This is a genomic window from Allorhizobium paknamense (genome assembly GCF_030815125.1).
GTDB lineage: Bacteria > Pseudomonadota > Alphaproteobacteria > Rhizobiales > Rhizobiaceae > Allorhizobium > Allorhizobium paknamense.
The window spans coordinates 183,110-194,182 of record NZ_JAUSWH010000010.1 but is presented as its reverse complement, the minus strand read 5'-3'; the positions used below and the strand labels follow the sequence as shown (position 1 = coordinate 194,182).

General features: G+C 60.0%; 10 protein-coding genes. 6 read left to right on the top strand and 4 right to left on the bottom strand.

The annotated features are described in order from the left end of the window. Positions 1 to 191 precede the first annotated feature (191 nt). From QO005_RS15980 to QO005_RS15965, 4 genes are all read right to left on the bottom strand, one after another. Positions 192 to 2,168 (bottom strand): methyl-accepting chemotaxis protein, encoded by a 1,977-nt coding sequence (locus QO005_RS15980; RefSeq protein WP_370878089.1) that lies wholly within the window; start codon positions 2,166 to 2,168, stop codon positions 192 to 194. A gap of 501 nt (positions 2,169 to 2,669) precedes the next feature. Next, positions 2,670 to 3,653, bottom strand: coding sequence for a helix-turn-helix domain-containing protein (locus QO005_RS15975; RefSeq protein ID WP_307159050.1), 984 nt, complete (start codon positions 3,651 to 3,653; stop codon positions 2,670 to 2,672). A 126-nt stretch (positions 3,654 to 3,779) separates the two neighbouring features. Then, on the bottom strand, positions 3,780 to 4,835 hold the full coding sequence (locus QO005_RS15970; RefSeq protein ID WP_307159049.1) for a 2,3-butanediol dehydrogenase: 1,056 nt from the start codon (positions 4,833 to 4,835) through the stop codon (positions 3,780 to 3,782). Continuing rightward, a complete protein-coding gene (locus QO005_RS15965; RefSeq protein ID WP_307159048.1) occupies positions 4,835 to 5,368 on the bottom strand; it encodes a 2,4'-dihydroxyacetophenone dioxygenase family protein in 534 nt (177 codons plus the stop codon). The genes QO005_RS15970 and QO005_RS15965 overlap by 1 nt, the downstream gene beginning before the upstream one ends. 318 nt (positions 5,369 to 5,686) lie before the next feature. Between QO005_RS15965 and QO005_RS15960 the strand changes: the two genes are divergently transcribed. From QO005_RS15960 to QO005_RS15935, 6 genes are all read left to right on the top strand, one after another. Next, positions 5,687 to 6,946 carry an ABC transporter substrate-binding protein gene (locus tag QO005_RS15960; protein WP_307159047.1) on the top strand — a complete coding sequence of 420 codons (1,260 nt, stop codon included), beginning with the start codon at positions 5,687 to 5,689 and terminating at the stop codon, positions 6,944 to 6,946. Then, entirely contained in the window at positions 6,940 to 7,695 is a 756-nt protein-coding gene (locus QO005_RS15955) for an ABC transporter ATP-binding protein (RefSeq protein WP_307159046.1), read from the top strand. The genes QO005_RS15960 and QO005_RS15955 overlap by 7 nt, the downstream gene beginning before the upstream one ends. Continuing rightward, the gene (locus QO005_RS15950; RefSeq protein WP_307159045.1) at positions 7,692 to 8,429 is read left to right on the top strand and encodes an ABC transporter ATP-binding protein; all 738 of its coding nucleotides are present in this window, start codon (positions 7,692 to 7,694) and stop codon (positions 8,427 to 8,429) included. Before QO005_RS15955 ends, QO005_RS15950 begins: the two co-directional genes overlap by 4 nt. After that, complete coding sequence (locus QO005_RS15945) at positions 8,416 to 9,273, top strand: branched-chain amino acid ABC transporter permease (protein ID WP_307159044.1); 858 nt, start codon at positions 8,416 to 8,418, stop codon at positions 9,271 to 9,273. Before QO005_RS15950 ends, QO005_RS15945 begins: the two co-directional genes overlap by 14 nt. 9 nt (positions 9,274 to 9,282) lie before the next feature. Next, positions 9,283 to 10,299 (top strand): branched-chain amino acid ABC transporter permease, encoded by a 1,017-nt coding sequence (locus tag QO005_RS15940; protein WP_307159043.1) that lies wholly within the window; start codon positions 9,283 to 9,285, stop codon positions 10,297 to 10,299. Between the two features lie 387 nt (positions 10,300 to 10,686). Next, positions 10,687 to 10,902, top strand: a complete 216-nt coding sequence (locus tag QO005_RS15935; RefSeq protein ID WP_307159042.1) for an acylphosphatase — start codon at positions 10,687 to 10,689, stop codon at positions 10,900 to 10,902. Positions 10,903 to 11,073 lie beyond the last annotated feature (171 nt).

Genomic DNA, 11,073 nt, shown 5'->3' with positions numbered 1-11,073 from the left:
CGTCCACGATCCGTCCCCCATCGCCGGAAGAGGGCAGCCACCCTCTCCGGCGCTTCTTTATCTCACGAAGAAGCAGGAAAATCATAAGACAAGCACGTTGCGTGAGGTTGATAAGCCGCAACGTGCTTTAAGCTCTTGCTTTAACGCATGTCGTTATCGCAAAACCGCTGCACACTTTTGCGCGGCATGCTTTAGGCAGCGCTCGCTCTCACGTGTCCAGCAGCACCGCCAAGCTGAAACTGTGCGAGAAGATCGCTCAGCTTATGGCTCTCCTGCGCCAGACCCGCGCCCGCCGCATTCATCTCCTCGACCATCGCAGCATTTTGCTGCGTCGCCTGGTCCATGTGATTGACGGCTGTGTTGACCTCTGCCAGCCCGGAGGATTGTTCCTGCGCGGCCGTCGCAATGGCATCCATGTGCGCGTTGATGGTCTGAACCAGTTGCTCAATGGTGGTCAGACCCTCGCCGGTATCGCTGACAAGCTTGACCCCTTCCGAAACGGCCGTGGCTGAATTGGTGATCAGGCCTTTGATTTCCTTTGCCGCATTGGCGGACCGCTGCGCCAGTTCGCGCACCTCCTGAGCGACCACGGCAAAGCCCTTGCCCGCCTCCCCCGCACGGGCGGCCTCAACACCTGCATTGAGAGCAAGCAGGTTCGTCTGAAACGCAATTTCATCGATCACCGCAATGATCTGATTGATCTGGCGGGAGGATTCCTCAATTCGCTGCATGGCGCTCACGGCATTGCGAACCACCGTCCCCGACTGATCCGCGCGGCTGCGCGCATTGCGCACCACTTCACGGGCTTCTGCCGTTCGTTTGGACGTTGCCACGACATTGGCGGTGATTTCCTCCAGTGCCGCCGCAGTTTCCTCCAGGGAAGCCGCCTGCTGCTCGGTTCGCCTTGCCAGATCGTTGGAGGCATCCGAAATTTCCTTGGAGCCGCTGGTCACGGTGGAGACGGATTGCCCCACACTCAGCAAGGCTTCACGCAGTTGATGCACCGAGGTGTTGAAATCGCCGCGCAGCCTCTCGAATTGCGCCGTCATCGGCGTGTTGATCTCGCAGACCATGTCGCCCTGGGCCAATCGGCGCAGATGGGTGGCAAAGGTCTGCGTCGCCTTTTCCAGGCGTTCCGTCGCCTCAGCCTCCGCACGGGCCTGCATTTGCGCACGCTCTGCCTCCGTGCGGCTACGGTTGGCCTCTGCCTCCGCCTCAAGCTCGGCATTGCGGATCGCGCTCTGACGGAAAGTTTCCACCGACTGCGCCATGTCTCCGATTTCATCGGTGCGGTCAATGAACGGAATGGCGGTCGCCGTATCGCCCTCGGCCAATCGGCTCATACGCTGCTGAATGGAGCGAACCATGCGCGAGATACTGCGCACAACCATGACACACAGTGCCAGAACCAGAGCCGAGACAAAGACCGCAATAATCGCGCTTTGGATAAAATCTCCTCTCAGATCGTCCAGCTTGTTCGTTGCCTGCAGGCTGAGCGCCTGGCTCGTCTTGGCGATCAGGTCTGCCATCAGGCCAGCCTGGGTCCCGCTATCCCTGGTCCAGCGCTCGAGATTGCCGGCATTCTCGCCGCCAGCCTGCATGTTATACATCTGATCGCGAACAGAGGACATGAACATCCCCTCGGGACCGTCGAAAAAGGCGGTGAACGGGGTGATGACATCCGAGGGGAGAAATTCCCGCAATACGGTAAGATAACGGTCCCTGAGGCCTCTTGCCAGGAACAGGAACTGCACCTGGGGCTGCGATAGCGTCTTGCCGGAAAGATAGGTTTTTCCCAGATTGATCTCGATCAGCCCGGCATCATTCACCTGCATCAAGGCGTGATAACCGTCGATATAGCGGGCAAGATCGATGTCGTTGATCGTTCCTGCCGAACGGCGCACCAGTTGCAGACCCGCGCCAGCGGCGGGTTGAAGAATGGTTTGCTCTTCGCCGGCAGTCGGCTGACCGGCATCCACCTTGGCGCGATAGGCGGGTAGCTGCTTTTCCTTGTCCTGAATGAAGCTATAGGCACGCTCTATCGTTTCGTCGGCATTGCCCTCGGCTTTCCAGGCGGCATAAGCTGCTTTCATCTCGGCAAAAGCCGCGTCTGATTCTTGCCGGCGCCCGGCTCTGTTGTCAGGCGTTGCAAAGGATTCCGCTGGCATGGACTGCGCAATCCTGCCCCCTGCGGAAGCGAGCCTTTGCACAACCATCTGCTGGCTCAGTCGCTGATACGCTAAGTAACTGTCGATAACCAACTGCCCGCTCAGCCATAGGAAGGCTGCCAGTGGTGCAGCGGCAACCAGGTAAAGAAGCCCACGGATAGGTACTTTCTTCATTTTACAACTCCTGACCCCCAACTGTTGCTTAGCATGTAAAGCACCGGAGATAACATCCAGTTAAATGTCCTGCCGTTTGAAGGGCTGCACGCTTCTAACCTCGGAAAAATTCTAGGAAAATCAGAGCCCGAAGCACGTTGCGGCTTATCAGCCTCATGCAATGTGCTTTAGGATCTTGTTTTGCTGCATAATTCCTTAAATCGATTTCGATTTAAGGAATTATGCAGTAGAGTGCTTCCGTGGCTCCAGGAAACACGGAAAAAACCCAGGCTCAGTTCAAGCCCGCGTCTTGTGTCAACGCCTGTTTTGAGAACGGGACGAGCGAGATCACCGACAGTGCGAAGGGCTGACGCCATAACGCTCACTGAACTTGCGGGAAAAATGGGCGAGGCTCTTGAAGCCCCATTTGTAACAGACGTCTGAGACGCTCATGCCACAGTTTCCGCGGCGCAGCAGATCCTGACGCGCGCCTTCGAGCCTCTTTTCCTGAATGTGGGCAACCAGCGACAGGCTTTCGCGCTCGAAAAGCCGGTTGAGCTGGCGAAGGCTGATCCCCATGAAATCCGCGATCATGGAGGGATCAAGCTCCGGGTCTCCCAGGTGCTCGGCAATGTACCGGCGCGCCCGCAGCAGCAACTGGGCATGATAGGCAGATCTCACGCCGCCACTGACGAGGGAATAGGCCGTTTCCATGACGTCCCATACTTTGTTTTCCAGGTCCGCAGCGGCTTTACCATCCGCAAGAGCGCAGAGCTGGGCCTGTCGCATGACATCCTGAAGAGCCAGGGGTATCATTCTGGCCGGGTTGGACGTACCGCCGAAATGAACCACATCGCGCAGGCTCCATGCGCCGAAGCGGTCGCGAAAATCATCCCCCGGTATTTCAAAGATGACCTGGCGTGCAAAGGCGGGAAAACCGTGCATATAGGCCTGGTTGGTGTCATAGAGAATGACATCCCCCGCCTCGGCCACCACGCACTGTCCCGCCCGGTTCACGAAAATCTTGCCGTTGAGGATCATCGTCAGAAAGGCGCTGTTCTTTTCCTGCCGCCGCAGCAGATGCGGTGTGCGCTCAATGAAGTGCTCGTCACCGGCGATCTCGATCATCTTCACGCGGCCGAAGTCGAAATATCGATAGCGCGCGTCCAGCCCTTTTTCCGAAAGGCACGAACATCTGAGGCCGACGACATTTTCGGCGCAATGTTCTTCCCACAGATCTATCCGTTCATGCGGGGCAACGGCGCGCGTATCGAATGTCACCGCTCCCGAAGCAACGCCCGGCTTGGTAACCATGCCCGGTACAATGTTCAAGCTATCCTCCCTGCCCCGGCGCGGCCACGGTTCCCAAACGGGCGCGGAGGGCGATCAGAGTGTGACAAAACGCAAGTCTTCCGTCAAATGCCGGGACTAAACACCTAGCAGAACGGGTGTGGCCGCTCAGGGAACGGCCAGCACCTTCACATCGTCATTCGGGACGGCCAGCCTTTCGAAGCCATCGGTGACGACATCTGCCAGAGACACCTGCCGCGTGACAATCAACGAGGGGTCGATCACCCCGCCTGCGATCATGCCGATCAGATCGGGATAAACATGCCGGTAACCGCATGAGGGGATGATCTCCACCTCGCGATTGACCAGGTCGAACGCATCGATCCGGGCAGGTGCGCCGAACAGCCCCACCAGAATGACCTTGCCACCCTTGCGCACGCTGTGGATGGCGTCCTCCAGTGCGGCCTGCACGCCGACGGCCTCATAGGCCATATCCACCCCTTGCGCCTGGGTGGGCAGATGGCCCGACATGCTATTGACCGTCTCGGTTGCGCCAAGCGCGCGCGCCCGCGCCAGACGGGCCTCGGACACATCGCTGACGACGATCCGTCTTGCGCCTGCAACGGCTGCGAACTGGACGAGAAGCAGTCCAATCGGCCCGGCGCCGACGACCGCAACGCTTTGGCCTGCCATCAGCCCCGACCGTCGCAGGGCATGCAGCGCAACGGCGGCAGGTTCCAGCACGGCGGCCTGCCGGTCCGTCACCGCATCGGGGAGCGTGTGCAGCATGTAATGCGGCAGCACGGCCTCCTCGGCCATGCCCCCATGGCCCATAAGGCCGGCAAAACCCATCTTCTCGCAGAGATTATAATCGCCCCGCAGGCAGGCCGGACACGTACCGCAGCGATATTCCGGCTCTACCGCCACTCTCTGCCCGATCTTCACCGCTCCGCAATCGCCCTTGGTCTCGAGCACCTCGCCGGTGAATTCATGGCCGAGGACGACAGGAGCCGCCACACCCGAAATGGGATGCGGCGTGCCCACGGGGATGGCATGCGGCCCGTTCAGATATTCGTGCATGTCCGAGCCGCAGATGCCGCAGCAGGTGACGCGCAGGCGCACCTGGCCCGGTTCGAGGGCGGGGCGAACCCGCCGCTCGATCCGGACGTCTTTCGCCGCATACCAGACCGCGGACAGGATGCCCGTGTCGTTCAGCCGGTCCATCAGCGGAAGAGCCCGTCGACATAGGCGGCGCCGATGCCGACTTTTTCGTAATGATCCCGGGCCAGGGCAATATAATCATGGACATCGAACGTGCCTGCCGAATTGCCGTGCTCGTCCAGCCAGATCAGCGGCCCTGTGACCTTGAAGTGAACGCGCATCGGTTCGTCGCTTTCATAGGCGACGAGCGTGTGGCCCTCACCGGGCGTTTCATAGACGAAATCACCCGCCGTGGCTGTCCAGTCATGCTCCAGATAGCCCCACTTGCCAGAGATCGTATAGGCAAAGACCTCGTGGGGGTGATAGTGGCGGTTCACCAGACCTGCCTTCTTGGCCATGAGGATGTCGCACCACATGTTGCGTTCCGGCGAGATCCACAGCGGGCGCGAAGACACTGTTTCCGTGAAGGGAACGTAGTATCGCTCATCACCGGTTGCAGCATTGGGAAGATAGACTTCGGGTTTTGCGTCCGGCTTGAAGACGTTTTCGATCGGCTTGATGTCGCGCCAGAATTCATTTGTTGCAGCTTCGGGCATGTTGGTTACCTCCCAGTAGATCCGGGGCATCGTTGCCCCACCATTGAGAATAGTGATTGCCGCGCAGGAAGTTTGTCGGGCCGGGACACTTGTTTTGTCTGTCCGCGCCCATTCGTTTCAGGGGGTGGGACAGGGAAAATAGTCGCGTCTACACTCCTGCCTGCCGCAACACCCGCAGGGGCCTGCGGTCCACGCTTGGAGGGCGTGGAAACCGGGAAAGCTGTCGACTGCCGTGCCGCACACGCCGTGAGGACGCAGATCGCCATGGGAGGTTTCAACATGACATTCGGATTTCAGAGTGGCTGGCTGAATAAGGGCATGACCCGACGCAGGGCCCTCAAGGGATTGGCCGCGGGCGCGACGGTTCTTTCGGCTCCGTCCTATCTGCGCGCCCAGTCAGCACAAACGATCAAGATCGGCTTTATCAGCCCCAAGACGGGCCAGATGGCGCCTTTCGGTGAAACTGACACCTTTGCTCTCGATTTCATTCGCAAACATCTGGCCAAAGGTCTCGACATCGGTGGCAAGACCTATGCGCTGGACATCATCGAGCGGGATGCGCAATCCAACCCCAACCGCGCTGCGGAACTGGCCGGAGAACTATGCCAGAACGACAACGTCCACATGCTGATACCAGCCTCGACGACGGATGTGACCCTTCCGGTTTCCGAGCAGGGGGAATTGTTCGAGGTGCCGACGATTTCCTCGACCGCTCCCTGGCAGGCGGTCATTCTGCCGCGCGGCGGTATCGACCAGACGTTCAACTGGACCTATCACTTCTTCTGGGGGCTGGAAGACGTCATCCAGACCTTCGTCAACATGTGGAACAGCGCCGGCAGCAACAAGAAGGTCGGCCTGCTGCTGCCCCGCAACGCGGATGGCGAAGTCTGGGGCGACGAGAAGATCGGCCTGCCTCCGGTCCTGCGGGCGGCAGGCTTCGACGTCATCGCGCCCTCCAAGTTCGAAATCCGCACCAATGATTTTTCGGCGCAGATCAATGCCTTCAAGGAAGCCGGCTGCGATATCCTCGGCGGACTGGTTTTTCCGGCGGACCTGAGAACCGCCACCATCCAGATGGCGCAGCAGGGCTTTCGGCCCAAGATCATGACGGTGGCGGCGGGACTTCTGTTTCCATCCGCCGTCGAGGCCATGGGCAATCTGGGCAGCGGCATGTCGACCGAAGTGTGGTGGACGCCTGCCTTCCCCTATACGTCGACCCTGACCGGTGAAACCTCGGCCAAACTGGCTGCCCAGTGGGAAAAGGCGACCGGCAAGCAATGGACCCAACCGCTCGGCTACAGCCATGCCATGTGGGAAATCGTCGTGGATACGCTGAAGCGCGCCACCGATCCGACGGATCGCGCCGCGATCCGCGATGCACTGAAGGCGACCAATCTCGACACCGTCGTCGGCAACGTCAACTGGAGCAAGGGACCGCATCCGAATGTCTCCAAAACACCGATACTCGGCGGCCAATGGCGCAAGGGTGAGACCTGGCCCTACGACCTGAAGATCGTCGAGACAAAGCTCTATCCGATCATGCCGCCGGAAAGCAGCCTGGAGATGAAGTCTTGGTGAAGGATTCGGATGTGCAGAGGCAGGCGGACGGGGTCATCCTCTCCGTCCGCAACCTCTCCAAAAGTTTCGGCGCCCTGCGGGTTGTTCAGGATGTCAGCTTCGAGCTTGGCAAAGGCGAGGTGCTGGGCGTTCTCGGTCCCAATGGCGCCGGCAAGACCAGCCTGTTCAACCTGATCTCCGGAGATATCGGTTTCGACACCGGTTCCATCGTTCTGGATGGAACGGCACTTGATCGGGAACCCTCCTACAAACGGGCCATGAGGGGGATCGGGCGGACCTATCAGATCCCCCGGCCCTACGCCAAGATGACGACCTTCGAGAACCTGCTGGTCGCCTCCCGCTTCGCAGCCGGACGCAGCGAGCGCGAAGCCTATCAATCCTGCGCGGCGCTGCTAGAGGATTGCGGCCTTGCAGGCAAGGCCAATCTTCCAGCCGGAGGCTTGACCCTGCTCGATCGCAAACGGCTGGAACTGGCGCGGGCGCTGGCGGGTGAACCGAAGCTCCTCCTCCTTGATGAAATTGCCGGCGGCCTGACGGAAGCGGAAGCCGGACAACTGGTCTCGTTGATCGGGCATGTCCGTGACAAAGGCGTCACCATCATCTGGATCGAGCACGTTCTGCATGCGCTGATGGCCGTCGCCGAGCGGCTCCTCGTGCTCAGCTTCGGCCAGAAAATCGTCGAAGGCAGACCGCAGGAGGTCATGGACGATCCGCAGGTCCGCCGCATCTATATGGGGATCGAAGCATGAATGTCTCTCCTCTTCTGGCCAGCCGGGCACTCTGTGCGGGGTATGGCGATTTCCAGGCCCTGTTTGGGGTTGATTTCGAGATAAGTCCCGGTGAAGTGGTGGCTCTGATCGGCGCCAATGGCGCGGGCAAGTCCACCCTGCTCAAAACCCTGACCGGCCTTGTTCCTTTACGCTCCGGCTCGGTGAGTTTCGCCGGCATCGACGTGTCGAAAACACCGGCGCATGCGTTGGTGGCCCATGGGCTGGCGATGGTCCCGGAGGGGCGCAGGCTCTTTCGCGGCATGAGCGTCGAGGACAATCTGCGCGTTGCCGCAGACCATGCACGCCCGGTTGCAGCGAATGCGCGTCCATGGACGCTGGAACGCCTCTACGACCTCTTTCCGGTGCTGGCAGAGCGCCGAAGGCAGGCGGTCGAGACCCTTTCGGGTGGCCAGCAGCAGATGGTCGCAATCGGTCGCGCCCTGATGACGCAGCCGAAACTGCTGTTGTGCGACGAGATCAGTCTCGGCCTTGCGCCCAAGGTGATCCTGGAGATCTACGAGATGCTGCCGGTCATCCGACAGGCAGGAACCGCCATCCTTCTCGTCGAACAGGACGTCACCCTCGCAAGCCGCAGTTCGGATCGCTTCTATTGCATGCTGGAAGGCCGCATCACGCTGACAGCCCGATCCGCGGATGTGACGAGGGAGCAGATCACACAAGCCTATTTCGGAGTGAAGCATGAAGTGGGTTGACGCTGTTATCCAGGGGCTGCTTCTCGGGGGCCTTTATGCACAATATGCCATCGGCATGTCGCTGATGTTCGGTGTGATGCGCATCGTCAATATCGCCCATGGCGATCTGGTGGTCCTCCTTGCCCTGATCGGGATCTCGCTGGCCGCCGCTTTCGGCCTCGGCCCCGGTTTCATCATGCTCCTGCTCATCCCCCTGGGCGCCCTGATCGGCTGGGGGCTGCAACGGGGCATTCTCAACCATCTCGTCGGCAATGATCCGCTGCCCTCGCTGATTGCCACATTCGGCGTTTCGCTGGCGCTGCAAAACATGATGCTGACGATCTGGCAGGCGGATACGCGGTCCCTGGATGCCGGTCCTCTCGCCGTGCAGTCCATCGACATTGTCGGTCTCCACGTCGGGGTTCTGCCGCTGGGCATTGTGCTGGTTGCAGCACTGCTGACCTGGGGCATGCATGTCATGCTGAAAAACTCCCGCTTCGGTCGCGCCCTGCGCGCGGCAGCCGCGGACAAGGACGCAGCCACGCTGAGCGGCATCGACACCAGGGTCGTCTATGCAAGAGCAACCTCGATTGCCGTGGCAATCCTCGGGATTGCTGCCGTTTTTCAGGCCGCACGCACAACCGTCTCTCCCTCCGACGGCGGTGCTCAGCTCATCTATGCCTTCGAAGCGGTGATCATCGGAGGACTGGGGTCCATCTGGGGTGCCTTCGCCGGTGGACTGATCCTCGGCGTGGCGCAGGTGGTGGGTTCACGCATCGATCCCGGCTGGGGTATTCTGATCGGCCACCTCGTCTTTCTCCTGGTGCTGGCCTGGCGCCCCCAGGGCATCATGTCTCATCGATAGGAGGCGGACTTGATCTCTCCCACTATTCTCGTGCACCGGCAGACCCTCTCCAGCCGCATCGCCATCGTGGTCGCCCTGCTGCTCGTTCTGGCAATCCCCACCATGCCATTCTGGGCATCGAGCGGCCAGATCCGGCTGATCATCGAACTCTCCTGCCTGATCGCGATTGCGCAGATGTGGAACCTTCTGGCCGGTTACGGAGGCATGGTCTCCGTGGGGCAGCAAGCCTTTATCGGAACCGGTGGCTATTGCCTTTTCGTGTTATCGGCTTACGGCGGCCTCAACCCGTTTCTGGCCGTTCCGCTGGCCGCAATCCTGCCTGCTCTCCTGGCCGCACCATCCTACCTTCTGCTGCGCAAGCTCGATGGACCCTATTTTGCCATCGGTACATGGGTGCTGGCGGAAGTGTTCCGGCTCTTGACCGGCAATCTGTCCATGCTGAATGCGGGCTCCGGCATGACCTTGCGTGCCATGGGACAGTTCACCGCCCACCAGCGTGAGATCGGGCTGACGATCCTGTGTGCACTACTGCTGCTCGTCACGGTGGGCGGAACCTTCCTCATGCTGCGCTCACGGCAGGGTCTTGCCATGACGGCCATGCGCGACGACCCCGTCTCGGCGGCGAGCCAGGGGGTGAACGTCGCGCGCATGCGCTTCGCCATCTTCGTGGCGGCTGCCATGGGAACCGGTCTTGCAGGCGCCATCTACTACATGGCCCAATTGCGGATTTCGCCCGGCAGCGGTTTCGATCCCTACTGGTCGTCCATTTGCATCTTCATCGTCATGGTCGGCGGCATCGGCCGTCTGGAAGGCCCCATCATCGGCGCGCTGCTCTATTTCTTCGCGACACGCCTCTTCGGCCATTACGGGGCAAGCTACATGATCGTTCTCGGCCTGCTCACGCTGATCGTCGCATTGTTCTCGCCGGGTGGCCTGTGGAGCCTGCTCAGCCGGATCGGAGACTGGCCGTGGTTTCCAACCGGCTATCGGTTGAAGGTGATAGCGACGGATGAACGGGGTGTTTAGGGTGTGTGGGTATTCAGCTTTGGGCGGGCTGCAAACGGCAATTTCCTGCGCTTACCTAGGCTCATGTACCGTAAGTACACTCCGCGCCGGTTCTCGAAAATCACCGTTTTCGCCTCCCCCAAAACTGAATCCCCACACACCCTAGAGCATTTCCAGGGAAACTGGAAACCGGTTTTCCGTCCGGAAATGCGTAGAAACAAAGATCTAGAGCGCTTTTCGATCCTCGCTTCACTCCGGTCGGATGATGCTCTGGTCCCTTGGCAAGGACGATATCGCTGTCCTTGTCTGCGCAAAATTTGCCTCTACAGTAAGACCGATCATTAGCAAGACGGTATCAAGGCAGGCATGGTGCAAGACGAAAAAACCTATCCTCTGCACAGGATGATCATGGCAGGCGCGCTTTCACCGGCAAGCTTCATCCCGTGGATTGACGGTCATGCCGCCAGGCTGGGGCTTTCCCATTCTGTTGCCCGGGCCTCGCAAGAGCGGATCGAGATAGACCTCTCCGGCCCGGAAGAGCTGCTGGACATGATGGAAGTCGGGTGTTCGCTCGGCCCTGCCGACGTCTGGGTCGAGAGCATCGAACGTCATCCCCTGCCCTGATCGGGCCTTGCTCTGCCGTCGGCATTGATCCTTCCCTGATAGAATGCCTATGCTGTGCACTTTATTTAGCCCATCGTTGCCAATGGGCAATATCTGTGCAAATTTGCGTTAGAGCGTTTCAGTGTTTCATGGAAACACTGAAACGCTCTGCTCTTCCGCATTTCCGGACGG

Coding starts and splice junctions, on each gene's coding strand:
- QO005_RS15935 (WP_307159042.1), top strand. CDS start 10,687: ATGGCAGGCGCGCTTTCACCGGCAAGCTTCATCCCGTGGATTGACGGT.
- QO005_RS15965 (WP_307159048.1), bottom strand. CDS start 5,368: ATGCCCGAAGCTGCAACAAATGAATTCTGGCGCGACATCAAGCCGATC.
- QO005_RS15980 (WP_370878089.1), bottom strand. CDS start 2,168: ATGCCAGCGGAATCCTTTGCAACGCCTGACAACAGAGCCGGGCGCCGG.
- QO005_RS15970 (WP_307159049.1), bottom strand. CDS start 4,835: ATGGACCGGCTGAACGACACGGGCATCCTGTCCGCGGTCTGGTATGCG.
- QO005_RS15950 (WP_307159045.1), top strand. CDS start 7,692: ATGAATGTCTCTCCTCTTCTGGCCAGCCGGGCACTCTGTGCGGGGTAT.
- QO005_RS15945 (WP_307159044.1), top strand. CDS start 8,416: ATGAAGTGGGTTGACGCTGTTATCCAGGGGCTGCTTCTCGGGGGCCTT.
- QO005_RS15960 (WP_307159047.1), top strand. CDS start 5,687: ATGACCCGACGCAGGGCCCTCAAGGGATTGGCCGCGGGCGCGACGGTT.